Source organism: Micrococcus sp. 63XJN7_6_ISO-PGPR-S23-444, from assembly GCF_058072765.1.
Map to the genome: position 1 here is coordinate 2191110 of NZ_CM176516.1, position 24246 is coordinate 2215355.

The window sequence follows — 24246 nt, forward strand, 5'->3', positions numbered from 1 at the left end:
TGGCCCATGAGGTGGCCCGAGTCGAGGCCCTCCCGCGTGTCCGCACGTCAGGGCGCCGGTAGCCTGGCGCGCATGCCCTCCCCCTCCGGCTGGCAGGCCCAGCACGACGCCGACTACCGCGCCCACTGGCACGCCCTCGCCGCCCGCGCGGACCCCGACGCGCTCACGTGGGTGGTGCTGGGCGACTCGGCCGCCGTCGGGATCGGGGCCGAGAGCGTGGAGCGCACGTACGTGGCCCAGGTGGCCGAGCGGGTGGCCGCCGAGACCGGCCGGCCCGTGCGGGTGGTGAACCTCGCCGTCAGCGGGGCCATGGCGAAGGACGTGCTCGCCGACCAGCTGCCCCTCATGCCGGCGAGCGGGGTGGACGCGGTGACGTGCGTCGTCGGCGGCAACGACGTCACCTGGGCTTGGCGGTTCCGCGAGGCCGCCTTCGAGGAGCCCCTCGAGGCGATCGCCCGCGCCCTGCCCGCCGGCGCCACGCTGGGCCTGGTCCCGACGTTCCGCATCCCGCCGTTCGAGGCTCGCGTGCGCCGGGCGAACACGGTGGTGCGGCGGGTGGCCGCCCGGCACGGCCTCGGCGTGGCGGACGTGCACGCGGCCACGTGGCGGCGGAATCTGAGGCACCAGGTCAACCGCCTGGCCCGGGACCTGTTCCACCCCAACGGCGCCGGCTACGAGGACTGGGCCGCGGCGGTCGCCCCCGAGGCGCTGCGGCAGGTGCGGGGTCAGGCACCGGCCGCCTGAGGACTCCTCCCCGCCGCGCGCGAAGCGCACATCCGGCGTCCCTCACACCGGGGGCTAGACGGGGACCCATGCGATGCATAGTCTCCCCTCACGCACTGCACGACGACCGGTCGGGCCGGCGTCCGGGAGCACGGGCTCCCCCGACCGACGGAGGTCCGCCATGACCCCCTCACCCCCTTCCTTCCGCTCCGCCCGCCATGCCCTCCCGGCCACGACGGCGGCCCTGACCCTGGCCCTCACGCTCGCCGGCTGCTCCGGCGGCGGGGGCCCAGCGACGGCGTCCGGCACCACACCCTCCCCTGCGGCGTCCTCCGACACGACGCCGTCCCCGTCGAGCACGTCCGAGACCACCACGCCGTCCGCGGGCGGGCCAGCCTCCGGCACCACGGCGCCGAGCACTCCGGCGCCGGCCTCCGGGAGCGCCACGCAGGGTTCGGGCGGCGGCTCCACCGCCGGTGCCGGGTTCGTGCCCGAGGGCGCCGATCCCGCCAGGAACGGGGCTCTGCCGTTGAGCGAGGGCTTCCTCGCCGCCCTCCCGGAGGCCGCCGTCACGCACCGGGCGGGCAGTCCGACGGAGGACCCCCTGGCCCGGGCCCTGGAGGGCGTCGAGCTGCCCGGCACGCCCACGACGGACGTCAACGTGATCGCCTCCGAGCTGCAGGGCCTCCAGACCCCCGGGGAGGGGGCGCGGCGATGGGCGGCGAACGCCCCGAGGGCACCCTGCGCCTGATGCTGCTGTGCGACGACCCGGACGCCGGCCCGTCCTCGGTGGGCATCCTCGGGGCGGACGGCTTCGCCGCCTACCAACCCCTGGGGTGGTCGGACCGCTGCGGCGGATACGTCGTCATGGTGCCGGAGTCGGACGCGGAGGACCTGGTGGTGAGCGCCGAGGTCCCCGAGGGCACCCGGTACCGCCTGAGCGTGATCACGGACCACGATCCGGTGGCCGACTGACCCCACCATCCCCGGGGCATCCTCTCCGGCAGGCCCTCCTGGATCCGGCAGGCCCTCCCGGAGCGGGGCCTGCGGACAGGCGGGCGGGGCCGCGTCCCCACGACGCGACCCCGCCCTCCTCCATCCACGGGCCGGCGGCAGGTGCCGGCCCTGGCCGTCAGCGTCCCCACGACGCCCCCGGCCGCCGACCGGGCACCCCTCCCCACGAAGGGCGCCCGGCCGGAGTCTCGTCACACGATCAATGGTCGTGCCCCTCGTGGCCCTCCGAGGGCTCGGCGCCGTGGTCGTGGCCCTCGTGGCCGTCGTCGTCGTGGTCCTCGTCACCGTGCGCGCCCTCCTCGGGCTTCACGGACTCGGGCTCGCCGGTGACCACGGCCATCTCAACCGGGGCGAACTCCAGGTCCTTCTCCAGGACGGTCTCACCGGTCTCCAGGTCGACGGCCACGAGCTTCTGGGCCTCCGCGTCGGTGACGTAGGCGGTGTTCCCGGCGACCTTCAGGATCGGGCCGGGCTCCTGCCACTCGTCCTTCTCCTTCCACGGCTCGATCACCGGGTACTCGGCGGTGACCTCACCGGTCTCCTCGTCGATCACGTTGACCTCGCCGTCGTAGGTCAGCACGACCGCGGAGCCGTCCTCAGCGCGGCCGAGCGAGCGGAACCAGTAGGACGAGCCGAGGTCCACGGTGGTGAGCTCATCGGTGCGGGTGTCGATGAGGGCGATCCCCGTGGGCCGCTCGACGGCCTCCGTCGGCTCCTCCTCGACCTTGTGATCACCCAGGACGATGGGTGAGTCATGCAACCCGAACAGGTTCCCGGAGCGCTGGTACTCGGTCTCGACGTCCACCTTGTGGAACTCGCCGTCCCGGTACACGACGGGCCCGTTCTCGCAGCCCATCACGACGACGTCGCCCGCCTCCGTCGGCTGGGCCGCGGCCTCGCCGTGACTGCCGGGGCAGTCGTCGGTCTCGGCCGTGACCTTGCCGGTCTTCGGGTCGATCACCTGGAGCGTGTTCCGGGAGTCCTCGGTGCCCTGCGTGGTGAAGAGGGTGCCGTCGGAGAGCTCGAGCGCCACGCCGTGGTGCGGGTCCTCGGTCTCGGCCTCCGTCATGACGGGCATGAGGTCCGGGGTCGCCTTGTCCAGGTGGGTCGAGTCGAAGGTGCGGATCGCGCCCGTGCCGTCCGCGAAGAGGGTGGTCTTGCCGTTGTGGGTGACGACGTGGCCGGGATGCTCACCCGGGAACGTTACGCCGGTCATGCCGGGCGCGGACTCGTAGTTGTGGACGTGATCGCCGTGGGCCTTGGCCTGGATGCCGGTGGAGAACACCTCCCAGCCCTTCCCGGTGGTCACCAGGACGTCCTTGCCGTTGCCGGCGTTGCTCAGCCGCTTGAAGCCCGTGATATCCTGCTCCTTCACCACCTCACCGGACTCGGCGTCGAGCAGCGTGAGCCCGTCCTCGTGCGAGAGCAGGATGCGCGGCGTCACCGCGGAGACCTCGGTGGTCTGGGTCGGGTCGACGCGGTCCTCCGCGGAGACGGAGGAGGCCGCCGTCGCCTCACCCGCCGGCGACTCGGAGCCGCCCGCGGCGGAGGCGGGTGCCGACGTCGGGCCGGACGGGTCGGCGTCCGCGCCGCACGCCGTCAGGGCGATGGCCGCGGCGGCGAGGGTGGCGGAGAAGGTGGCGGTGCGCGTGGAACGGCGCTGCGGGGCGAAGTGGGACACGGGGAGCCTTTCACGAGAGCGAGAAGATGCGACTGATTCACAATAAAGACTGTTGCGGATGATTCGCAATACTGCGGTGGACCTCACCCCGTCATCCCGGCGGCGCCGACGGCGCGCCCCCGTCGCGGGAACCGGCACGTGACGCCCTCGACGCGGCGACCGGGCCGTCACGGACACGCCGCTCGGGCGCCGCTACCGGCTGGGCGGCTGAGACGTCGGCCGGTGCGGCGTGCGGCGGAGCCCGTCAGGCCAGGCCGCGCGCCGCGTGCCAGGCGGCGATCCGCTCGAGCGCCTCGTGGAGGGCGTCCGGGCCGGCGGCGAAGGAGAGCCGGACGGACTCGGGCCCGTGGACGGCGTCGAAGTCGTCGCCGGGGGTCAGCGCGACGCCGGCCTCCTCCAGCAGGGCGGCGCAGTAGCCGACGGCGCTGCCGAACTCCGCCAGCATGCCCGGGGCGAGACGGGCCCACAGGTAGAAGGCGCCGTCGGCGGGGGCGGCGTCGGCCCAGCCGAGCCGGGGCAGGGCGGCCAGCACGACGCCGCGCGTCGCCGTGAAGCCGCCGGCCTGCTCAGCGCAGAACGCGTAGGACTCCTCGCTGAACGCGTGGACGGCCGCCTCCTGTGCCGCGGCGGGCGGGCAGAGGGCGACCGAGCCGGCGAGGCCGTCGACCGCGGCGGCCAGATCGTCCGGCATGAGCATCCAGCCCAGCCGCCAGCCGGGCATGCCCCAGTACTTGGAGAACGAGCTGACCACGAGCGCGGTGCGGGAGGTGCGCCATGCGCAGGCGCCGAGCCCCTCCCCGTCCGTGTGCACGATGCCGTGGTAGATCTCGTCCGAGACGAGCCGCACACCGCGTTCCTCGCACCAGCGGGCGAGTTCGGCGAGCTCGGCGGCGCTGACCATCGTGCCCGTGGGATTGGCCGGGGAGGCGAGCACGAGCCCCGCGACCGGGCCCTCCGCGAGCGCCGCCTCCAGGTGGGCGACCGTGGGCTGGTAGCGGGTGCCGGCGTCGACGTCCACGTCCACCACCTCCACCCCGAGCGCCGTGAGGATGTTGCGGTACGCCGGATAGCCGGGGCGCGGCAGGAGCACGCGGTCCCCCGGGGAGAACGCCGCGAGGAAGCCGAGCATGAACGCCCCCGAGGAGCCCGTGGTGATCGCGACCTGCTCGGGGCGCACGTCGAGCCCGTACCAGCGGCGGTAGTGGCCGGCGACGGCGGCCCGCAGCTCCGGCAGGCCCAGCGCCGGGGTGTAGGTGAGGGCACAGCCGGAGGCGTGGACGGCGGCGGCCGCGGCGTCGACGGCGGGCGGGGCGCCCCCGCCCGGCTCCCCCGCGCACAGGCTGACGACGTCGTGGCCGGCGGCACGCAGCTCGGCGACCCGGCCGAGGATGCTCATCACCGTGAACGGCGGCACCTGCGACCGGGCGGACGGCACGAAGGTGGGGGTGGTGGTGCTGGAACGGGACGGGCGACGCATGGCCCGAGGCTACCCCCCGCTTTCGTTCGGGAAACGGCGCCCCGGGGACGACTTTCGTTGACGAAACGGGCGGGCGGGCCGCCGTTTCCCGAACGAAAACGTCGCGACACGCCGCCGTTTCCCGAACGAAAACGTCCGGCGCGCCTCGGGTGGCTCTCACTCCTCGGCGCCGAGCATCTCCCGGATGTCCTCGGCGGTGAGGGAGTCGGTGAAGGCGCCGGCTCCGGAGTCGTCGGACTCGTCCATGAGCGCGCCGAACAGCTCGGCCTTGCGCCGCTGCAGCTCGAGCACCTTCTCCTCGATCGTCCCCTCGGACACGAGCCGGTAGACCATCACGGTCCGCTCCTGCCCGATCCGGTGCGCCCGGTCCACGGCCTGCGCCTCCGCAGCGGGGTTCCACCACGGATCCATGAGGAACACGTAGTCCGCCTCGGTCAGGGTCAGGCCGAAGCCGCCCGCCTTCAGGGAGATCAGGAACACCGGCGCCTCGCCCTCGCGGAAGCCGCGGATCACGTCGGCGCGCCCGCGCGTGGAGCCGTCGAGGTACGCGTGCTCGATCTCCAGGTGGTCCAGCTCCTCGGCGATCACCCGCAGGAAGCTCGTGAACTGGCTGAACACGATCACGCGGTGCCCCTCGCCGATCACCTCGGTGAGGTCGTCGAGGAACCGCTCGAGCTTCGAGCTGGGCACGGAGGCGTACTGGTCGTCGACGATCTGCGGCGCCAGCGCGAGCATCCGCAGCAGCGTGAGCGACGTGAAGATGGTGAACCGGTTGCCGTCCATGTCCCCGAGCAGGCCCAACACCTTGCGGCGCTCGCGCTGGAGCACACGGTCGTAGAGCTTGCGGTGGGCCGGCTCGAGCTCCACCTGGAGGATCTGCTCCTGCTTGGACGGCAGGTCCTTCGCCACGAGCTCCTTGGAGCGGCGCAGCATGAACGGGCGCACGCGGCGGCGCAGGGCCGCCATCCGCTCGGGGTCCCCCCCGGTCTCGATGGGGGTCACGTAGGTCTCGCGGAACCGGCGGTGGCTCGGGAACAGGCCCGGCACGACGACGCCCAGCAGCGCCCACAGGTCGCTGAGGGAGTTCTCCATCGGCGTGCCGGTGATGGCCAGCCGGAAGGGGGCGCGCAGGTCGCGGGCCACCGTGTGCACCTTCGCGGCGCGGTTCTTCAGGAACTGGGCCTCGTCGAAGACCACCCCGCCCCAGTCCAGTCCGCCGTACTGGCCGGCGTCGATCCTCAGGAGCGTGTAGCTGGTGACCACCACGTCCGCCCCCGCCACCTCGTCCGCCACGGCGGTGCCGCGCTTGCGGGTGGTGGTGTCCAGGACGCGCACGTCGAGGTCCGGAGTGAACTTCTCGGCCTCGGCCGCCCACACGGACACCACGGAGCTCGGCGCGACCACGAGGAACGGCGGCCGCTCGGGCCGTGCCTGGCGTGCGTGGGCGAAGAGCGCGAGGGTCTGGACGGTCTTGCCCAGGCCCATGTCGTCGGCCAGGATCCCGCCGAGGTCCTGCTCCCACAGGAACGCGAGCCAGCGCAGGCCCTCCTCCTGGTAGGGGCGCAGGTCGGCCTTCAGGCCGGCGGGGCGCGGGGCCTCGGGGAGGCGCTCGACGGCGGCCAGACGCCCGACGGCGGCGGTCCACTCCGGGTCCTCGTCCACCTCGTCCGCGAGCTCCTTGAGGTCCTCCCAGAAGCCGACCTGGTGCCGTGAGACGGGGGTGTGCTCCGGGGTCCACTCCTGCAGGGTGGCGGCCTCGGAGAGCAGGGCGCGCAGCCGGTCGAAGGCGGGGTGGTCGAGGCCCAGGTAGGAGCCGTCCGCGAGGATCAGCGTGGTCCTGCCCTGCACGAGCGCGGTGAACAGCTCCACGAACGGCAGCACGTGCCCGTCCACGGAGACCTGCACGCCGAGGTCGAACCAGTCGTTCTGCGTGGCCTTCGTGCCGACCTCGATGCGCGGGGCGGCCTTCAGCTCGCGGTAGTCGGGGCGGTCGCCGGTGACGTCCACGCGCACGTGGTCCGCGCGCTGCAGCAGCAGCAGCACCTGCTCGGAGAACCGGGCGGCGCCCACGCCCTCGAGGACCTGCTCCTCCGCACGGCCGGCGCGCGGCCAGAGCTCGGCCACGGCGCGCAGCACCGCGTCCTCGTGCCGGGTGTCCCGCAGGGGGTCGCCGCCGGCGTCGAGGCCGAGTTCGCGGGGCGGGTCGAAGTAGAGCCAGGACCAGCGCAGCACGAGCTCGTGGCCGGGTCGGAAGTCGGCGCGCAGCCGCAGCACGGGCGGCTCGAACTCGGGCAGCTCCACGGAGGCGTCGCCGCTGGTCACCGGCAGGGCGCCACGCAGCCGCGGGTAGATCCGGCCGAGGAACTCCTCGCGGTCCGCGGCGGGCACGCGCACGGGCCCGCCGGCGAGCACGAGCTGCTGCACGGCCTCGGGGACGGGGCGTGCGGCGGGGATCAGGTGGAGCACGGCCTCCTCGTCCGTGAGCTCCACGCGGTAGAAGCCGATGCCTCCCACGGCGTGCACACCGCTCAGCCCGGGGCCGGGCGGGGCCGGGTCCAGGGACGGGGCCACGTCCAGACCGCCGTCGGGGGCGCGGGTGACGTCCAGCCCGACGGCGACGGGCGCCTCCAGCACCACGTCCGTCAGCAGCCCCAGCGGCACGAGCTCCACCCCGACCTCGCGGGCCTCCGCGAGCAGCTGCCAGATCCGCGGGGAGTCGAAGACGTGCAGACCGAACCAGGCGTCGCCCGGGTAGGAGTCCTCGGCCTGGACCTGACGCCAGATCAGGCGCATCGCCCGCTCCTGGGCGGGGGCGAACTCGGCGCGCGGGAACTGGAACGCCTTCCACGTCAGCCCGCCCTTGATCCACGTCCCCTTGGCCCCGCGCTTGAGCGGGCGCACGGTCACGTACAGCGGGCGGCCCTCGCGCACCTGCTCCTCCCCGGCGGTCGCCGGGCCCCACTGCTGGAACGCGTTGCGGGAGGACTCGGCCACGAGCTCCACGCCGATCGCCAGCGCGGGCGGCGTGCCCACCCGGCGCGGGCCGTGGAGTCCGGCCAGCGGCTCCATGACCCGTCGCCAGTCCAGGCCGGCAGGGGGTGGGGGTGCCGCCCCGTCCGCGGCCGGGGCGTCGAGGCCGGCCGGGCCGCCGCCGTCGTGGCCCCGGCCGGCGGGCGCGGGCAGCGCGTCCGCCGTGGTGACCATCTCGGCGAGCTTGCGGCGGGCGTCGTCGAGGGCCTGGTCGGCGTCGAGGCGGACCACCTGGTAGAGCGCGGCGGCCACGTGCTTGCAGTCCGTCCCGACCGGGCACGTGCAGCGCCCGCCCACCGGCTCCATGAGGGCGCCGGCGCCGTCCTCGGCGGCGTCGTCGTAGGCCTCCTGCAGCTGCACCTGCACCCGGTAGGGGCTGGGCGCGGTGCCCTGGACGGAGGCGCTCAGACGGCCGGTGGCGGCGTCATAGCGCAGGCGCCCCACGGCACCCGACGCGGCCACGGCGAAGCCGCGGTCCGCACTGGTGGGCCCGACGACGGCGCGGATGGCCTCGGTGCGCAGGTGCGGCAGGACGTCTCCGGAATCTGCAGTGGCCATAGCGAGCAGTCTTTCACGGACCGTGCCGGGCCCGCTCCGACCGACGCAGGTCCGGCGGCGTGCCCACTCACGGGCCCCGGGTCCGCACACCTGAGACCTTCAGCCCGACCCGCCCCGGACCCTAGAGTGCGCCCATGGCGTCCACACAGCCCTCCCCCGTCCCCGCCGGTGCCACGCCGGCGTCCCACACCTCCCCCCTCGGCCTGTCCCTGCCGGACGGCCGGGGCCGTCGCGTCCTCGTCACCGGTGCCACCGGTTACGTGGGCGGGCGCCTCATCCCCGAGCTGCTCGCCGCCGGCTTCGACGTCCGGGCCGGCGCCCGGAACCCCTCCGTCCTCGCGGACCGACCGTGGTCGGACAGCATCGAGGCGGTGGAGCTCGACCTCACCGAGGCGGACCTCGTCGAAGCCGCCATGCAGGACGTGCACACCGTGCTCTACCTCGTGCACTCCATGGGCGGGGGCGGCGACTTCGTGGCCCAGGAGCAGCGGATCGCGGACATCGTGGGCACCGCCGCGGACACGGCCGGCGTGGCCCAGCTCGTCTATCTCTCCGGCCTGCACCCGGACACGGTCCCCGTCGCGGAGCTGTCCGACCACATGCGCTCCCGCGCCCTCGTGGCCGAGCGTCTCGAGCGGGCGGCGACCCCGGCGCTGACGTTCGAGGCCGGGGTGATCATCGGCTCGGGCTCCACCTCGTTCGAGATGATCCGCCATCTCGCCGAGCGGCTGCCCGTGATGCCCGGCCCGTCCTGGCTGAGGAACCGGGTGGAGCCGCTGGCCATCCGCGACGTCCTGTACTACCTCCTGCAGGCCTGCGCCCTCCCGGAGCCCGTGCAGCTGAGGGCCCAGATCGGCAACGGACACCCCCAGTCGTTCGCGAGCGTGCTGGTGGACTACGCCAAGGCCGCCGGCCTGTCCCGACGCATCGTGATCCCCACCCCGTTGCCCTTGAAGACCCTGGCGGGCTTCTGGATCGGCATGGTGACCCCCATCCCGGTCGCGGTGGCCCTGCCCCTGGCCGCATCCCTCGCCGAGGAGGCGGTCGTGGAGGACCGCTCGGTCCGCGACCTCATCCCGGACCCGCCGGGCGGGCTGACCTCCTACATGGACGCCGTGCGGCTGGCGCTGAAGCGGGAGAAGGAGGGTCCCCTGGACGTCACCTTCGACGCGGACCTCCAGAGCTCCGCGGACCCGGCCGCCCCCCTGCCCTCGGATCCCGAGTGGGCCGGCACCACGGTCTACACGGACGAGCGCGAGCGCGAGTCCGACCTGCCCGCGCAGGAGGTGTGGCCGGTGATCGAGTCGGTGGGCGGCGCCAACGGTTGGTATTCCACCCCGCTGCTGTGGAAGATCCGCGGGCTGATGGACAAGCTGGTCGGCGGGCCCGGCCTGACCCGCGGCCGGCGGGACCCGGACCACCTGCGACGCGGCGACGCCGTGGACTGGTGGCGGGTGGAGGACATGGAGCCGGGGCGGCGGCTGACGCTGCGGGCGGAGATGAAGGCCGGCGGGCGGGCCTGGCTGCAGCTGAGCACCGAACCGCGGGAGGGCGGCGGCTCCGTCTACCGCCAGCGGGCGGTCTTCATGCCGGACGGCCTGCTCGGACGCGCCTACTGGACCGCCATCCTGCCCTTCCACGCCGTGGTGTTCCCGGAGATGGCCGCGAACATCCTGGCCGAGGCCAGGCGCCGGCACGACGGCGGCGAGCGTCCCCGCACCCGCGGCCTGCTGCGGCCGCTGGTGGACCGGCTGCCCCTGCGTCGCAACCCGTTGGACAGGCGAGCCCGCGGCGCCGGCGGCGCTCAGTCCCGGGACTGACCGTCGGGGCCACGCCCCCAGTGGGGCCGGGGGCGTGACCGGGCCGCCCGGCGCAGCCACCGCCGCCCGGGGGACAGCCGGGCCCAGTTGACCTGCAGGGTGGTGACCGCCATCCGGCCCTGCCGCACCCGCTGGCGCAGGGAGTGGAAGATGCGCCCGGCGACCTCCACCCGCAGGTCCGGATCGAACCGGATCCGGCGGCCGGCCAAGGCCAGCTGGAAGGACAGGTCCAGGTCATCGTGCACGTCCCCGCGCTCGCGGTGGACGCGGGTCCGCACAGCCTGCCACGCCTCGGCGCGCAGGGCGCAGTTGGAGCCCCAGACGGGGGTGGCCGCCACCGCGGCGCCCGCCCCCCAGCGGTACGCGCCGGTGTAGAGCGCCGCCCGCACCTGTCCCCGGAGGCCGGGCTGGTCGTGGAAGGTCCCCGGCCCGGTGAGGGCGTCGAGCCCGGGGTCGGCGTCGAACCGGGCCACGATCCGTTCGAGCCAGTCCGCGGGCATCCGCGTGTCGGCGTCGCAGCGCACCAGCAGCTCCCCGACCGCGGCGTCCAGGCCGGCGGCCGCCGCGGCCGGGACCCCGCGGCGCGGCTCGTGCACCACCCGCGCGCCGGCGGCGCGGGCGAGCACCGCCGAGTCGTCCACGCAGCCGTTGTCCACCACCACCACCTCCAGCGCCGGCCGGCTCTGGGCGGCCAGCAGGGCGAGGCACACGCGCAGGTGCTCGGCGTCGTCGAGCACCGGGACGACCACGGAGACCGTGGGGCGGGCCGGGGTCACCGGATGCGCTCCCGGCACACGGCGAGGGCGGCGCCGACCCCGGCGCCGACGAGATCGGCGGCGAGGTCGCCGATGGTGTCCGTGTAGCCCACACCGATCTCGGGGGTCACCGCCGTGTGCCCCCACCATTCGGCCAGCTCCCACACCACGCCCAGGGCCACGGCGGCGGCCGCGATCCCCAGCCCGGCCAGGCCCGGGCCGAGCAGCGCCACGGCCTGCCCGGCCTCGGTCCCCCGACGCCGGAGCCACGCCCCCACCACCAGTGCCGTCAGACAGGCGACCCCGGCGGAGGCGGCGGCGTGCACGAGCAGGTCCAGCCACGGCACCCGTGGGTAGAGGCCGATGACGCTCAGCCACCCGGCCAGCAGCAGGACCGCCTGCGCGGCCCAGTCCAGGGCGCCGCCCGGGGCGAGCCAGCGGGTGAGCCACTGGGAGCCGAACACGAGCAGCATCGCCGCCGCGGACGGCCATCCGGCGTGCACCGCCGCGACCGGGACGAGGATCAGGCCGAGCGCGCGCAACAGGTCTGCGGGGATCAGCGGCAGCATGTCAGCGATCGCCCGGGTGGGGGCGGCGTCCCGGCCGCCAGCCGCGCCGACCGGCACGACCACGGCTCGTCAGCAGCAGCCAGAGCGCCGGCAGCAGCAGGGCGGAGCCGAGCGGGTAGGCGAAGTCCTCCACGGGCGCCTGGCCCACGTAGGCACCCACCAGCAGCTCATGGCCGTAGTCGAAGAGCCCCGCGGCGATCATCACGTTGTCAAAGACCGCCGTGAGGGCCCACAGGGCCACCAGGGTGGCCGTCACGGCCCGCAGGTGCTCGCCCCGCACGCGGCCGACGAGGGCGGCGCCCACGAGCACGGCCAGGGCGAAGCCCACGAAGACGAGGACGAGGTCGAGGAAGGTCACCGGCTCCCCCCGTCGGTCGGATCGGCCGGCGTCGCGGCACGGGCGTCGCGTCCCCGGCCGCGCAGCAGGCGCAGCGCCCCGGTGAACAGCACCATCGTGATCTGGCTGAGGAAGAGCAGGAAGAACCCCTCCTCCAGGGGCAGCTGGGGGGCGAGCATCACCCCGGTCATGTAGGGCGACTGCCGGTGCAGGAACACGCCTTCGGCGATCCCCCACAGGTCCCAGGCGACGAAGTAGGCCACCCCGGCGGCCAGCACCAGCAGCGCCGGGAGCGGGCGATGCCACAGGAACAGCTCGAAGCGCCGGTCCACCAGCAGCATGCAGCCGATGACACCCAGCAGGGCCAGCAGGTAGATCATGCCGCCGCCCCCCGGGTCAGCGCCCACCCGATCAGCAGCAGGGTCACGAGGAAGCCGGTCACGTAGTTCAGGGGGAGGAACAGCTGCCAGCCGCGGTGGGCCGCGCCCGAGGTGGCGTCCGTGATGCGGCGGAAGCGCAGGGTGTTCACCACGTAGGGCACGGCCAGCAGCGCCGCAAGGGGGCCCGGCGGGTCGGTGGCCAGCAGCAGCAGGCCCGCCGCCGCGTACAGGCCGGCGGCGAGCAGGACGGTGCGCCGAGCGCCCAGCACGGTGGCCACCGAGGCCAGGCCCCCCTCCCGGTCCGGCACCACGTCCTGCACCGCCCCGAACATCTGCGAGGCCATGCCCCACAGGAAGAAGGCCCCCAGCAGTGCCGCCAGGGCGGGCGTGGGGGTCGCCCCGGCCAGCACGAGGCCGTAGACCGCGGGGGAGACGAAGTGGGTGGCGGAGGTCGCGGCGTCCAGGAAGGGCCGCTCCTTGAACCGCAGCCCCGCCCAGGAGTACGCCACCACCGCGAACAGGCTCACCGCCAGCACCAGCACGGCGGCCCACTCGCCCCGCACGGCGGACCAGCCCGCGAGCACGGCCACGAACGGGACGGGCAGCAGCACCGACCACACCAGCACCCGGCGGCGCACCGCGGGGTCGCCCAGCACGGAGCCCTCCACGCCCCCCTTGCGGGGGTTGCGCAGGTCCGAGGCGAAGTCGAACACGTCATTGATGCCGTACATGGCCAGGTTGTAGGGCACGAGGAAGAACACGACGCCCAGGACCACCAGCCACGCGGGCAGCCCCCCGGTCAGGATCGCGGCGGCGGCGAACGGGTACGCCGTGTTCACCCAGCTGACCGGCCGGGACGCCCAGAAGAGGGTGCGGATCATGCGCCGCTCCCCCCGGGGCCCGCGGGCCGGGCCCTGCGCGCGTCGTGGCGCAGTTCGTCCCGGACCACTTCGGCGGAGATCAGACACATGGGCACCCCGATGCCCGGGCGCACCGAGGAGCCCGCGTACATCAGGCCGGCCACGTCCGCGTCCCGCACCGAGGGACGGAACATGGCCGACTGCGCCAGCGTGTGCCCGGGGCCCAGCAGCGAACCCCGCCAGGCGTGCACGTCCGCGGCGAAGTCACCGGGCCCGTAGGTGCGCCGCACCACGATGCGCTCGGCCAGGTCCGGGATCCCGGCCCAGCGGGCCAGCTGGTCGAGGGCCCGGTCCGCCACGGCCTCCACCTGGGCGTCCCCGGCGCGGTCCACCCGCCAGCCCTCGCCGTCACGGACCCGGATGCCGCCGCGCCCCCACCCCGGCTCGGCGGGGGCCGGGACGAGGATGAAGAGGTTCTCGTCGCCCTCCGGGGCCACGCCCGGGTCCGTGGCGGAGGTGCGCGAGACGTAGATCGACGTGTCCGCGGCGAGGTCCTCTCCCCGCTCGATGCGCCCGAAGTTGTCCTCCCAGTCCGCCGTGAACAGCAGGGTGTGATGGGCCAGCTGGGGCAGGGATCCGCGCACCCCCACGCACACGAGCACGCCGGAGGGGCCGGGGTCGCGCCGGTCCCACGTGGACTCCGCGACGCGCCGGCCGGGAGGCAGCAGACGGGTCTGCACGTGGTGCAGGTCCGCGGCGGCCACCACCACATCGGCGTCGAGGCGTCCCGCGGCGCCGTCGTCGGACCGCCAGGCGACGCCGGTCACCTGGCCCGGGCGGCGACGTCGGCCCTCGTCCCCGCGGGCTGCTCCCGGCCTGGGCAGGCGGGCGGCCAGGCGTCCGAGGCGGCCGGCGGGGGCGGGACGGTCCACCACCTCGACGGCGGTCGCCTCGACCCCGGTGCGGATCTCCACGCCGGCCTCGCGCACGACCTCCGCCATGGCGTCCACGAGGGCCGCGAACCCGCCGAGGGGGTACTGCACGCCGTCGGCGAGGTCCAGATGGGACATCAGGTGGTACATGGCGGGGGCACGGTCGGGGGACGTGCCGAGGAAGACCGCCGGGTAGCCCAGGATCTGGCGCAGCCGGGGATCCTGGAAGCGGGCCGCCACGTGGGAGCGCAGGCCCCCCAGCAGCTGGGGCCCGAGGGCCGGCAGGGCGCGCAGGACGTCCGGGTGGGCCAGGGCGGCCGGCCGGCGGAAGTCCGTGTAGAGGAAGTGCTCCTTGGCGAGCCCGTAGATCCGGGACGCGGAGTCGAGGTAGGCCCGCAGCCGGCGCCCGGCGCCGGGCTCGAGGGACTCGAACAGCGTCTCCGCGTGGCCGGTGCGCACGTCCACGGGGGGCTCGTGGAGGTGCCCCTCGAAGTACACCCGGTAGCCGGGGTCCAGACGGCGCAGGTCCAGCCGTTCGGCGGCGGAGGTCCCCATGAGGCGGAACCAGCGGTCGATCACCTCGGGCATCAGGTACCAGGAGGGCCCGGTATCGAAGGTGAACCCCGCCTCAGACCAGCGTCCGGCACGGCCGCCCAAGACGGCGCCGCGCTCCAGCAGCGTCACCCGGTGCCCGTCGCGGGCCAACAGGCCCGCCGTGGCCAGTCCGGCGAACCCGCCGCCCACCACCACGGTGCGCGGGCCGAGAGCGGTGTCCCGGGCGCTCATCGGCGGCCTCCCCGGCGGCCCCGTGCCAGGACGCGGGCGGCGATCCGGGCCTTCTGATGGTCCGGCACCCGGACACGGCGGTGGGCCAGCTCGGCCGCCGGGGTCGCCTCGATCCGGTCCACCAGGGCCGCGAACAGTCCGTGCGCCAGGGCCACGGCGCGCCCGGCCCCGGGGTCCAGGACACGGATGCCGGGCAGGGCGGCGTCGAGGTCGGCGCGGACCTCGGCCACGAGCTCGGCCTTGCGGGCCTCGGTGAACACGCCCGGTGCGGCACCGGGCAGGTAGGTGCGGCCCAGCTCGTGGTGGTCCGCGGCCAGGTCCCTGAGGAAGTTGACCTTCTGGAACGCCGCCCCCAGCCGGGAGGCCTGCGCGCGCAGCTCCTGCCGCTGGCCCGGGGTCCGGGCCCGCGTGCCGGGGAGGGAGAGGAAGACCTGCAGGCACATCAGCCCCACCACCTCGGCCGAGCCGTGGATGTAGGCGTCCAGCGACTCGGCGCCGTGCTCGCGGATCCCCAGGTCCGCGCGCATGGAGGCGAAGAAGGGACGGGTCAGCTCCGGGGTGATGCCGTGGCGACGGGCCACGTCGGCGAAGGCGTGCAGGACCGGGTCGGTGGCGAAGCCCGACGCCATCGCGGCCTCACACGCCCGCTCGTAGTCGTCCAGGGCGGCGCGGACCCCGGCCTCGTCGAGCCCGGCGGCCACCGCGACGCCGTCGACCACCTCGTCGGCGACGCGGACCATGGCGTAGATCGTGGCCACGTCCTGGCGTGCCTGCCGGGGCAGGGTGCGGCAGGCCCAGGAGAAGGACGTGGAGTAGCGGCGGATCACCTGGGCCGCTGCGGCGTGGGCCGTCCGCGTGTACAGCGCGGCAGGGCTCGGGGTGGGCGCGGCCATCTCAGGACCTCCGGGTCAGCACGGCGTGGCAGGCGTCGGCGAACTCCGCCCGGACCGTCTCGTCCAGGGGCAGGGCCGCGATGCGCTCGCGGGCGCGGACGGTGAGCTCGGCGGCGACGTCGAGGGCGTGCTCCCGGGCACCGGCCGCCTCGAGGGCGCGGCGGGCGGCCTCGATGTCCGCGGGGGTGGCCGGGCCCGCGTCGAGCAGGGCGCGGACGGCGGGGATGCGGCGGCCGTGGGCGGTGAGCACGGTGGCCTTGCCCTCGCGCAGGTCGCCGTCGGCGGACTTGCCGGTCTCCCCGGGATCGCCGAACACGCCGAGGACGTCGTCGATCACCTGGTAGGCGGCGCCGAGGTCGGCGCCGGCCTCGCCCATCGCCCGGGCGAGGTCGGGATCCGCCCCGGCCAGGAGGGCGCCGGCGCGCAGGGGCGCGCCGACCGTGTAGTGCGCCGTCTTGAGCCGTTGCATGGCGAGGATGCGGTCGGGATCGGGCTCCTCACCGGTGTGGCGGGACAGCCCCAGGAGCACGTCTTCGAGCTCGCCGGCCGCGGTCACGGCGGCGGCGTCGAAGACGACGGCGGCGGCCTCGGCGGCCCGGGCGGTGTCGGCGGCACAGGTGGCGGCGAGCCGGAACGCCTGGGTGAGCAGGACGTCCCCCGCGATGAGGGCGACGGCGACCCCGGCGTGGGCGGCGTCCGCGGCGGGCACCCCGCGGGCCTCGAGGCGGTGCCGGGCGGAGGCGTGCACGGCGGGCTGGCCGCGCCGCAGCACGTCCCGATCGATGACGTCGTCGTGGACGAGCAGCGCGGTGTGCAGCAGTTCGAAGGCGGCCCCGAGTCGGTCGACGGCAGCGCGGCCGGACGGAGGGACCGGGTCGGCGGTCGCCAGGCGCCAGCCGAGCTCGACGAGACGGGGGCGGATGAGCTTGCCGGCGCCCACATGGACGTGGAGCGAGTCGAGCAGCTCGGCGAAGGCGGCGGATCCGGGTGCCTGGGCCGCGGCATGTCGGAGCGCGGCGTCCAGCTCGGCGGTCACCCCGGAGAGCGCGGCCTCGCCGCCCGTCCTCGCTTCACCCATGGCGCCTCCTCGGTGGCGGACACGACGCGGCACCGACCGCCGCATCTGTTCGACCGTCTAACTTCTGGACGCAGAAGACACTACGGGCCTCGCCGGTCCCGCGTCCATGCGCGGCGGTCCCGGGCGGCGCGATCTCACGACGCACGGGGCCGCCGTCGGGATCAGGCGTCGGCGGACGCCGTCTCCAGGGTGATCTCCGGGTCCACGATCTGACCCTCCCACTCACCGGAGACCCCGTACACGACGCAGTGCTTCTCGTCGGTGCCGTAGTTGCCCAGCTCGGAGGAGGTCAGGACGGCCCCGTTCAGCTGGTCCTCCTTCTCCTCGCTCAGGCGCTGGGCCTGGGCGGTGCAGGTCTGGGCGGCGGCCGGGTCGGCCTCCTCGCCCTCGGCCACGGCCGGCACGGCCCACAGGTACTCCGCGGTGTGGGCGCCCTCGCAGTCGGTGGTCTCGAAGGAGGACAGGTCACGGGCGCCGAGCGGGGCGGTGAAGCACGTGCCGGCCTCGTAGTCGGCCGGGGCCGCGGACAGCGACGACGCCGAGGCGGACGACGACTCCGCACCCTGCGCGGACGCGGAGGCGGGCGCCGTCGTCGAGGCGGACGCGTCGGCGTCGGACGAGTCCTGACCGCCGCACGCGGTGAGGGCCAGCAGCGCGGCAGCGGACAGGCCGGCAAGACGGGCGGAACGGGACAGGGCGGCGAAGGCCATGGGGGTGCTCTCCTCGAGTGACGTGGGACGCGCCGGGGTGTGGCGCCGACCTCAGCACTCTAGCCACGCCCGGCCATCAGGATCGGGCCGGGGTGACATGGCCCACATCTGATGGGCGGCCCGGCTCGCCTGCCACACTGAGAGGCATGCAGACCCCGGCCACGCCCTCCCCGCACGACCACCCCTCCCCCGTCGCCCGACCGTGGATGGCGGCCTCGGACGTCCCGGTCGCAGGCCCCGACGACGTCGAGCGCGTGGTCCTGCTGTCCCCGGCGGGCGAGGCCGTGGGCACGGAGGCCAAGGCCACGGTCCACCGCCGCACCGAGGACGGCGGCACGCCCCTGCACCTGGCCTTCTCCTGTCACGTGTACGACGAGGCCGACCGGTTCCTGCTCACCCGCCGGGCGCTGGGCAAGGCGGCGTTCCCCGGGGTGTGGACCAACGGGTTCTGCGGGCACCCCGGCCCCGGCGAGTCCCCCGCGGAGGCCGTGCTGCGCCGCGCCCCGCAGGAGCTGGGCGTGGAGGTGTCCGACGTCGTCGAGGTGCTCCCCGACTTCCGCTACCGGGCCGCGGACGCCTCCGGCATGGAGGAGCACGAGATCTGCCCGGTGTTCCGGGCCCGGATGCACGGCGACCCCGCCCCGGAGCGGGACGAGGTCGCGGAGTGGTGCTGGGTGGAGCCGGCCGATCTGGCCGCCGCCCTGGCCGCCGTCCCCCGGGCGTTCAGCCCGTGGCTCGTGGAGCAGTGGCAGCAGGGGGCGTTCGACCCGCGGTGAGCGGCCGGCGCGGCGACGCCGCGCGGGCCGTCAGCGGCCGTTGACGTCGTCGAGGTGGGCGGCGGTGGACTGCACGGCCTCGTCCTGCCCCGGCTCGGCGTCGCCCTGCTGGCCCTGCTGCTCCTCGGCCAGGCGGCGGACCTCTGCGATGTCGAGGCCCTTGACCTGGTCGAGCAGCTGCTCGAGCGCGGTGCCCGGCAGGGCGCCGGCCTGGGAGAACACGAGCACGCCGCCGCGGAAGGCCATGAGCGTGGGGATGGAGGTGATGCCGGCCATCGCCGCCAGCTGCTGCTGGTCCTCCGTGTCGACCTTGGCGAACACGACGTCGTCGTGCTTCTCCGAGGCGGCCTCGAACACGGGGGCGAACTGGCGGCACGGGCCGCACCAGCCGGCCCAGAAGTCCACGAGCACGGTGTCGTTCTCGGCGACGGTGGAGCCGAACTCCTCGAGGGTCAGGTCCTTGGTGGCCACGGTGGGTCCTTTCGTCAGCGGGGCCGACGCGCTCACGCCGGCGATCGTCCTGCCGACCACAACGGACACCCCGCCGCACCTATTCCGCCCCACCCCACTTTCGTTCGGGAAACGGCGGCGTGTCCCGGCACTTTCGTTCGAGAAACGGGCGCCTTCCACGCACTGTCGCGGCCGAGACGGGAGCCGTCGTCGTCGCTTCCTAGACTGACCGCATGACCGCCACTCCCGCCCTGCCCCTGCTCGTGCTCAACGGCCCCAACCTGAACCTGCTCGGCACCCGCGAGCCCGAGGTCTACGGCACGGCCACCCTCGACGAGGTCCGTGCGCTCACCGAGGCCCGCGCGGCCGAGCACGGGCTGACCGTGGACTTCCGACAGTCCAACCACGAGGGCGAGCTCATCGACTGGATCCAGGAGGCCCGCACCTCCCACGCGGGCGTCCTCATCAACCCCGCCGCGTACTCGCACACCTCCATCGCCATCCGGGACGCCCTCGCCGCCGTCGACCGGCCGATCGCCGAGGTGCACATCTCCAACGTCCACCGGCGCGAGGCGTTCCGGCACCACTCGCACGTCTCCGCCGTCGCCGACGTCGTGATCGCCGGGGCGGGAGTCCAGGGCTACGCCCTCGCCGTCGACTGGCTCGCCGCGGCTGTGCGCCGCTGAGCGCTGGTCAGGCCCCGCCTGGCCGTGCCTAGGGTCGGTGGTACGAGCCGGTGGCCACATCAGGGCGCCGGCTGAGATGAGACGAGTGGGCCTCTCCCGCAGGATGGAAGTTCCTCAACAACCCACCTGCCAGAAGAGACCCACTCATGACTCACGCTAACGCACCCCTGACCCCCACTGGCCGTCTCAGGATGGTCCACCGCCACCTGCACGACGGGATCCCGCAGTCCCACGTGGCCGCCGAGTTCCGGGTGAGCCGGCCCACGGTGGCCACCTGGGTCGCCCGCTACCGCGCCCAGGGAGAAGCCGGCCTTCAGGACCTGCCCAGCCGGCCGCACCGTTCACCTGCCCAGCTCGATCCGGTCTTGGTCGCCCAGATCCACGCCCTGCGGCGGGAGCGCAAGTGGTCCGCACGGCGCATCCATCACCACCTCGTCTCCGAGGGCCACCGGGTGTGCCTCCGAACGGTGGGCAGGTGGCTGCACCGGCTGGGCATCTCCCGGTTGCCAGACCTCGCGCCCACAGGTGAGGACCTGCGCCAACGACCCCAGAAGATCACCGCGAGAGGGCCGGGGCACATGGTGCACCTGGACGTGAAGAAGATCGGGAAGATCCCAGACGGGGGCGGCTGGCGCACCCACGGACGTGAAAGTGAAGCAGGCCGTGCTTCCAAGCGCGGGCCTGGCCGGCGGGTCGGCTACACCTACCTGCACTCGGCGATCGACGGGTACACCCGCCTGGCCTACACCGAAGCGTTGGAGGACGAGCGGGCGGCCACGACCGTGAGCTTCTACTGCCGGGCGCGGGCGTTCTTCGCCGCCCACGGCATCACCGTGGACCGGGTGATCACGGACAACGGAAACAACTACCGGGCCGTGGACTTCACCGCGAAGGTGGTCTCGCTCGGGGGCCGGCACCACCGGATCCGCCCCTACACCCCGCGCCATAACGGGAAGGTGGAGAGGTACAACCGGCTGATGGTCGATGAGGTCCTCTACGCCCGCCCGTACTCCTCAGAGCAAGCTCGGCGTGAGGCCCTGCAGGTGTGGGTGAACCACTACAACTACCATCGGCCTCATACCTCCTGCGGGAACGCTCCTCCGGCCTCACTGGCACCGACCCGAGTCAACAACGTCATGCCCTCCTACACCTAGGGTCGGTGGTACGAGCCGGTGGCCACATCAGGGCGCCGGCACCCGACGACGAAGGAGTCACGCCATGGGCACCCAGGATCCCCGCGCCCGTCTGCTCGAGAAGCTCGCGAAGGTGAACGTCTGCATGCTGACCACCGCTGAGCGGGACGGCACGCTCGTCACCCGCCCGATGGGCCTGCAACAGGCCGAGGACGGCGGCACGCTCTGGTTCCTCACGCGCGCCACCTCCGACGTCGCCGCGGACGCTCCGCAGCGCCCGGTCAACGTCGCCGTGCAGGACAAGGACTTCTGGGCCTCCCTCGCGGGCCACGGTCAGCTCGTCCGCGACGACGCGCGCAAGAAGGAGTTCTGGAACCCGGCCACCGAGGCCTTCTTCGGTGAGGGCTCGAGCCCCGAGGATCCGCAGATCGTGCTCGTGCGCGTGGACGTGCAGACCGCCCAGTTCTGGGAGTCCCCGGGCGCGGTGGCCACCGCCGTCGAGCTGGTCAAGGCCAAGGTCACCGGCGGGACCGCCGAGCCGGGCGACAGCGAGACCGTCCGCTTCTGACGGCGCTCCCCGACGCCGGCCCCGCGGCTTGCCCGAGGACGGGCCGGTGGGCGCCGCGCGCGGGGCCTCGGCAGGTCAGTCGACGTCCTCGGCCGCCAGCTGGCCGCACGCGCCGTCGATCTCCTTGCCGCGGGTGTCGCGCAGGGTGGTGGGGATGCCGGCGGCGTTGAGCCGGTCCACGAACTCGCGCGTCACGTCCTTCTCCGAGGCGGTCCAGATGGAGCCCGGCGTCGGGTTCAGCGGGATCGGGTTCACGTGCACCCAGCCCTTGCCCCGGGCGTTGAGCTTCTTGGCCAGCAGGTCGGCGCGCCACGCGTGGTCGTTCATGTCCTTGATGAGCGCGTACTCGATGGACACCCTGCGCCCGGTGGCCACGAAGTAGTCGTACGCGGCGTCGATCGCCTCGTCCGCCTTCCAGCGTGAGTTCACGGGGATCAGCTCGTCGCGCAGCTCGTCGTCCGGCGCGTGCAGGGACAGCGCGAACGTCAGCGGCACGCCCTCCTCGGCCAGCTTCCGGATGGCCGGCACCAGGCCGACGGTGGACAGCGTGATGTTCCGCGCGGACATGCCCAGGCCCTCAGGCGAGGGGTCCACCATGCGGTGCACGGCGGCCATCACGCGCTTGTAGTTGGCCAGGGGCTCACCCATGCCCATGAACACGACGTTGGTGACGCGGTCGGCGTCGTGCCCGCCATCCTTGCGCTTGCCGCCCAGTCCGCCCTGGGCGATCACCTGGTTGGCCAGCACGATCTGCTCCACGATCTCCGCCGTGGACATGTTGCGGGTCAGCCCGGCCTGGCCCGTGGCGCAGAACGGGCAGTTCATCCCGCAGCCGGCCTGGCTGGACACGCACAGCGTCACGCGGCCGGGGTACCGCATCAGCACGGACTCCACGAGAGCGCCGTCGAACAGCCGCCACAGGAACTTGACGGTGTCCCCGCGGTCGGTCTCCATGCGCCGGACCTCGGTGAGCAGCGGCGGGAAGAACGCCTCCGCGATCGCCTCCCGCTTGTCCTTGGGCAGGTCCGTCATCTGCTCCGGATCGGTGGTGTAGTGCTCGAAGTAGTGCACCGAGAGCTGCTTGGCGCGGAACGCCGGCAGCCCGATCTCCTTGGCCTTCTCCTGCCGTTCCTTCAGCGTGAGGTCGGCCAGGTGCGTGGGCGGCTGAGAGACGCGCGGCTGCTTGAACTGCAGCTGCGGTCGGCCGTCCGGGCCCATCGGCTGGGTCCAGCCCTCGGTCTTCGGCATCACCTGGGGGCGCTCGGCGGTGGCGGCCTCGCGGCGCTTGGGCGCGGAGAGCTGGTGGCCGACGCCGGCGCGGCGCATGCGCTCTCGGTCCTCGGCGAGCTGGCGCGCCTCGGACTCGTCGATCAGGCCGCGCTCGGGGCGGCCGAGGGCCGGCTTGCCGGCGCGGTCCCTCTGGCGGTTCGGGGTGGGCTTCGATCCGGGGCGGCGGGGCTGGTAGTCAGACATCGGCACCATTCTCCCAGACGGGGCGGACTTCGCGGCGGGTCGCCTCCACGTCGACGGCACCGCGCGGCTTTCGCGTCCGGGGCAGCCCCCGCAGGACCCAGCGGACGACGACGCCGCGCACCGTCGCCGGCAGCGGCCGGTACAGGGTGCGCGCCAGCCCCCAGAGGCGTGCCTCCCGGACGGAGTCCCGCCCAGTCCAGGACCAGCCGAGGCCGGCGCGCACGCGGCCTGGGAGGAGACCGGCGGTGACGAACCGGGCCAGGGGCATAGCCGCCCGCAGCGGCGCGGGGACGCCATGGCCGGAGAACAGGTCGGCGGCGACCCGCCGCGCGTCGTCCGTGACCTCGAGCCGGGCCACCCGGTCGTCCCAGTAGTCCGCGAACGCCGCGCGGTCGACCGGCCAGGCGGAGGCGGGGACCTCGAGGCTCGTGGCGAGCGGAGCGTACCCGCGGTAGAGGCGGTCGGCGTCCTCGGCGTCGAGGGCGCCCCACATCCGGCGGCGCACCTGCTCCCCCATCGCGTAGAGGGTGGCGGCCACCCACAGCTGGGCGTCCGGGTCGGCGGCGTCGTAGGGGTGGCCTCCGGCGTCGACCCCGCGGACCGGGCGGTGCGCCGCCCGCACCCGGTCGACGACCGCGTCTCGCAACGACGCGGCCTCGGGGAGGGTGACCGCGTAGATGTAGGCGAGCGTGTGGCGGAGCCGGCGCATCGGGTCCTCGGTGAACCGGGAGTGGACGGCGACGCCGGCCCCCACCGGCCGGTGCGCCACCTGGAGCAGGATCGCCGCGCCGGCGCCGGCGAGGATCACGGCCTCGCGGGCGAGGGCGGCCGCAGAGGTCGGGGCGGAGCGGCGGTCGGGGCGCATGGTCCCAGCCTCGCACCGGGCCGGGCAGAGGGGCAGGGGGCCAAGATGAACAGTGCCGTTCACCTTCTGTTCATCTTGCTGTTCGCCTGCCGCTCGTGACGCCTCGATCCGAAAACCGCATGATTGCGCCGATTTCGCGCCATACAGGCGGGCGCAACAGGGTGTCACAGGTCATGTTGGTGAACACGGAGTTGCACTCCGGGAGGAAATCTGTAAACTTGTTCACAAGCAGTTCACCTAGCGTTTACGGAACGCGAGGTTGGGACTCCACCGAACCCATCACCCGCGGCCCCGCCGCGACGATCCGCCGGACTCATGGTCCGGCAACCGAAGGAGGTGCTCACCGTGAGCATCAACACGACCAGCCACCACCTGCCCACCGCCCCGAGCCCCCTCATGCAACGCCACGTGCTCCAGCGCGTCGAGGAGACCCTCCTCCGCCGCTTCGAGGGCACCGTCACCGCCGAGACCGTCCGCTCGGTCGTCCGCGAGGTCGTCGCCGACCTCAAGCGCGGCGCCCGCATCACCACCTTCCTGCCGGCCCTCGCCGAGCGCGAGGCCACCCGCCGCCTCCAGGCCGCGACGCCGGCCCACGAGGCCATGGCCGTCGCCGCCTGATCCCCCATACCGACGCGACGACCCGTCGGCCCGCCCCGCGAGGGGCCGTGGCCGGCGGGTCTTCTCGCCTCCCC

At 74.2% G+C, this 24246-nt stretch carries 24 protein-coding genes; 9 read left to right on the plus strand and 15 right to left on the minus strand.

Translation table 11 applies throughout. The features are described from left to right. The first annotated feature begins 72 nt into the window (after window positions 1-72). The 3 genes from AC3RJ9_RS10065 to AC3RJ9_RS10075 all read left to right on the plus strand — a co-directional run bounded on the left by AC3RJ9_RS10065 (window position 73) and on the right by AC3RJ9_RS10075 (window position 1698). The gene (locus tag AC3RJ9_RS10065; RefSeq protein ID WP_036341247.1) at window positions 73-744 is read left to right on the plus strand and encodes an SGNH/GDSL hydrolase family protein; all 672 of its coding nucleotides are present in this window, start codon (window positions 73-75) and stop codon (window positions 742-744) included. Between the two features lie 160 nt (window positions 745-904). Next, window positions 905-1474, plus strand: a complete 570-nt coding sequence (locus tag AC3RJ9_RS10070; RefSeq protein WP_233263221.1) for a hypothetical protein — start codon at window positions 905-907, stop codon at window positions 1472-1474. Further along, a complete protein-coding gene (locus AC3RJ9_RS10075) occupies window positions 1474-1698 on the plus strand; it encodes a hypothetical protein (RefSeq protein WP_233263222.1) in 225 nt (74 codons plus the stop codon). The genes AC3RJ9_RS10070 and AC3RJ9_RS10075 overlap by 1 nt, the downstream gene beginning before the upstream one ends. Window positions 1699-1936: 238 nt before the next feature. Here the strand turns inward: AC3RJ9_RS10075 and AC3RJ9_RS10080 are convergent, their stop codons facing one another. The 3 genes from AC3RJ9_RS10080 to AC3RJ9_RS10090 form a co-directional block, all read right to left on the minus strand. Further along, window positions 1937-3418 carry a hypothetical protein gene (locus AC3RJ9_RS10080; RefSeq protein WP_489727657.1) on the minus strand — a complete coding sequence of 494 codons (1482 nt, stop codon included), beginning with the start codon at window positions 3416-3418 and terminating at the stop codon, window positions 1937-1939. Window positions 3419-3662: 244 nt separating this feature from the next. After that, the gene (locus AC3RJ9_RS10085) at window positions 3663-4895 is read right to left on the minus strand and encodes an aminotransferase class I/II-fold pyridoxal phosphate-dependent enzyme (protein ID WP_119217715.1); all 1233 of its coding nucleotides are present in this window, start codon (window positions 4893-4895) and stop codon (window positions 3663-3665) included. Between the two features lie 156 nt (window positions 4896-5051). Further along, window positions 5052-8483, minus strand: coding sequence for a DEAD/DEAH box helicase (locus AC3RJ9_RS10090; protein ID WP_489727658.1), 3432 nt, complete (start codon window positions 8481-8483; stop codon window positions 5052-5054). Between the two features lie 134 nt (window positions 8484-8617). Here AC3RJ9_RS10090 and AC3RJ9_RS10095 point away from each other — a divergent pair, with 134 nt between their 5' ends. After that, the gene (locus AC3RJ9_RS10095; protein WP_123243936.1) at window positions 8618-10303 is read left to right on the plus strand and encodes an SDR family oxidoreductase; all 1686 of its coding nucleotides are present in this window, start codon (window positions 8618-8620) and stop codon (window positions 10301-10303) included. Here the strand turns inward: AC3RJ9_RS10095 and crtX are convergent. The 9 genes from crtX to AC3RJ9_RS10140 form a co-directional block, all read right to left on the minus strand. Then, window positions 10288-11097 (minus strand): C50 carotenoid glucosyltransferase CrtX, encoded by an 810-nt coding sequence (gene crtX, locus AC3RJ9_RS10100; protein ID WP_123243937.1) that lies wholly within the window; start codon window positions 11095-11097, stop codon window positions 10288-10290. The two genes, AC3RJ9_RS10095 and crtX, sit on opposite strands and share 16 nt — an antisense overlap. After that, window positions 11076-11627 carry a DUF2238 domain-containing protein gene (locus AC3RJ9_RS10105; protein ID WP_199727618.1) on the minus strand — a complete coding sequence of 184 codons (552 nt, stop codon included), beginning with the start codon at window positions 11625-11627 and terminating at the stop codon, window positions 11076-11078. Before AC3RJ9_RS10105 ends, crtX begins: the two co-directional genes overlap by 22 nt. Window position 11628: 1 nt before the next feature. Beyond that, window positions 11629-11985, minus strand: coding sequence for a C50 carotenoid gamma-cyclase subunit beta CrtYh (gene crtYh, locus AC3RJ9_RS10110; RefSeq protein ID WP_123243939.1), 357 nt, complete (start codon window positions 11983-11985; stop codon window positions 11629-11631). Next, window positions 11982-12371: a C50 carotenoid gamma-cyclase subunit alpha CrtYg gene (gene crtYg, locus AC3RJ9_RS10115; RefSeq protein ID WP_020626541.1), complete on the minus strand. Its 390-nt coding sequence runs from the start codon at window positions 12369-12371 to the stop codon at window positions 11982-11984. The genes crtYh and crtYg overlap by 4 nt, the downstream gene beginning before the upstream one ends. Next, window positions 12341-13225: a prenyltransferase gene (locus AC3RJ9_RS10120; protein ID WP_123243940.1), complete on the minus strand. Its 885-nt coding sequence runs from the start codon at window positions 13223-13225 to the stop codon at window positions 12341-12343. The genes crtYg and AC3RJ9_RS10120 overlap by 31 nt, the downstream gene beginning before the upstream one ends. After that, entirely contained in the window at window positions 13222-14922 is a 1701-nt protein-coding gene (gene crtI / locus AC3RJ9_RS10125; RefSeq protein ID WP_101966188.1) for a phytoene desaturase family protein, read from the minus strand. The genes AC3RJ9_RS10120 and crtI overlap by 4 nt, the downstream gene beginning before the upstream one ends. After that, window positions 14919-15815, minus strand: a complete 897-nt coding sequence (locus tag AC3RJ9_RS10130) for a phytoene/squalene synthase family protein (RefSeq protein ID WP_152744017.1) — start codon at window positions 15813-15815, stop codon at window positions 14919-14921. Before AC3RJ9_RS10130 ends, crtI begins: the two co-directional genes overlap by 4 nt. Window position 15816: 1 nt before the next feature. After that, window positions 15817-16893, minus strand: a complete 1077-nt coding sequence (locus AC3RJ9_RS10135) for a polyprenyl synthetase family protein (protein WP_010079993.1) — start codon at window positions 16891-16893, stop codon at window positions 15817-15819. A gap of 161 nt (window positions 16894-17054) precedes the next feature. Then, window positions 17055-17603 carry a hypothetical protein gene (locus tag AC3RJ9_RS10140; RefSeq protein WP_020626537.1) on the minus strand — a complete coding sequence of 183 codons (549 nt, stop codon included), beginning with the start codon at window positions 17601-17603 and terminating at the stop codon, window positions 17055-17057. 146 nt (window positions 17604-17749) lie between these two features. Here AC3RJ9_RS10140 and idi point away from each other — a divergent pair, with 146 nt between their 5' ends. Beyond that, window positions 17750-18379: an isopentenyl-diphosphate Delta-isomerase gene (gene idi / locus AC3RJ9_RS10145; RefSeq protein ID WP_020626536.1), complete on the plus strand. Its 630-nt coding sequence runs from the start codon at window positions 17750-17752 to the stop codon at window positions 18377-18379. A gap of 30 nt (window positions 18380-18409) precedes the next feature. Here the strand turns inward: idi and trxA are convergent, their stop codons facing one another. Then, a complete protein-coding gene (trxA, locus tag AC3RJ9_RS10150) occupies window positions 18410-18850 on the minus strand; it encodes a thioredoxin (RefSeq protein WP_051995255.1) in 441 nt (146 codons plus the stop codon). Between the two features lie 212 nt (window positions 18851-19062). Between trxA and aroQ the strand changes: the two genes are divergently transcribed. The 3 genes from aroQ (at window position 19063) to AC3RJ9_RS10165 (ending at window position 21216) form a co-directional block, all read left to right on the plus strand. Next, on the plus strand, window positions 19063-19515 hold the full coding sequence (gene aroQ / locus AC3RJ9_RS10155; protein WP_206495876.1) for a type II 3-dehydroquinate dehydratase: 453 nt from the start codon (window positions 19063-19065) through the stop codon (window positions 19513-19515). A gap of 146 nt (window positions 19516-19661) precedes the next feature. Beyond that, window positions 19662-20669 (plus strand): IS481 family transposase, encoded by a 1008-nt coding sequence (locus tag AC3RJ9_RS10160; RefSeq protein ID WP_119217714.1) that lies wholly within the window; start codon window positions 19662-19664, stop codon window positions 20667-20669. Window positions 20670-20733: 64 nt separating this feature from the next. After that, window positions 20734-21216: a pyridoxamine 5'-phosphate oxidase family protein gene (locus AC3RJ9_RS10165; RefSeq protein ID WP_044659290.1), complete on the plus strand. Its 483-nt coding sequence runs from the start codon at window positions 20734-20736 to the stop codon at window positions 21214-21216. 75 nt (window positions 21217-21291) lie between these two features. Here AC3RJ9_RS10165 and rlmN read toward each other — a convergent pair whose 3' ends face one another. Together rlmN and AC3RJ9_RS10175 are read right to left on the minus strand one after the other, a co-directional pair. Continuing rightward, window positions 21292-22464, minus strand: coding sequence for a dual-specificity RNA methyltransferase RlmN (gene rlmN, locus AC3RJ9_RS10170; protein WP_459536903.1), 1173 nt, complete (start codon window positions 22462-22464; stop codon window positions 21292-21294). Between the two features lie 217 nt (window positions 22465-22681). Beyond that, window positions 22682-23554 (minus strand): oxygenase MpaB family protein, encoded by an 873-nt coding sequence (locus tag AC3RJ9_RS10175; RefSeq protein ID WP_036339575.1) that lies wholly within the window; start codon window positions 23552-23554, stop codon window positions 22682-22684. 345 nt (window positions 23555-23899) lie between these two features. Here AC3RJ9_RS10175 and AC3RJ9_RS10180 point away from each other — a divergent pair, with 345 nt between their 5' ends. Next, a complete protein-coding gene (locus AC3RJ9_RS10180) occupies window positions 23900-24172 on the plus strand; it encodes a three-helix bundle dimerization domain-containing protein (RefSeq protein WP_227448856.1) in 273 nt (90 codons plus the stop codon). The last annotated feature ends 74 nt before the right edge of the window (window positions 24173-24246 follow it).